General features: G+C 71.2%; 1 protein-coding gene. It reads right to left on the bottom strand.

Features of this window, described 5'->3' with window-relative positions:
• Positions 1-458 (bottom strand): ketoacyl-synthetase C-terminal extension domain-containing protein (locus GTW67_RS08750; RefSeq protein ID WP_161164238.1); only part of this gene is annotated, 458 nt, incomplete at both ends.

The raw sequence follows: 458 nt of genomic DNA, 5'->3' as shown, positions 1-458 counted from the left end.
GACACCACCCACGGCACCACGCTCGGCGAAGTCCCCGCAACCGGCGTCACCTCGACGGCCGGGGCCTCCTCCACGATGACATGGGCGTTGGTGCCGCTGATGCCGAACGACGACACACCCGCCCGACGCGCCTCGGCGCCCTCCGGCCACGTCGTGGCATCCGTCAGCAGCTCGACGGCGCCGGCAGACCAGTCCACATGCGGGGACGGCTCATCGACATGGAGGGTGCGCGGCAGCACCCCGTGCTGCATCGCCAGCACCATCTTCATCACGCCCGCGACACCCGCAGCCGCCTGCGTATGCCCGATGTTCGACTTCACCGAGCCCAGCCGCAGCGGCCGGTCCTCAGGACGGTCCTGGCCGTAGGTGGCCAGCAGCGCCTGCGCCTCGATCGGGTCACCCAGCTTCGTGCCCGTACCGTGCGCCTCCACCACATCGACCTCGGCAGCGGACACCCC

The organism is Streptomyces sp. SID5910, from assembly GCF_009862125.1.
GTDB lineage: Bacteria > Actinomycetota > Actinomycetes > Streptomycetales > Streptomycetaceae > Streptomyces.
Note: the sequence above shows the minus strand (reverse complement) of the source record. Positions and strands in the feature narration are given on the sequence as shown.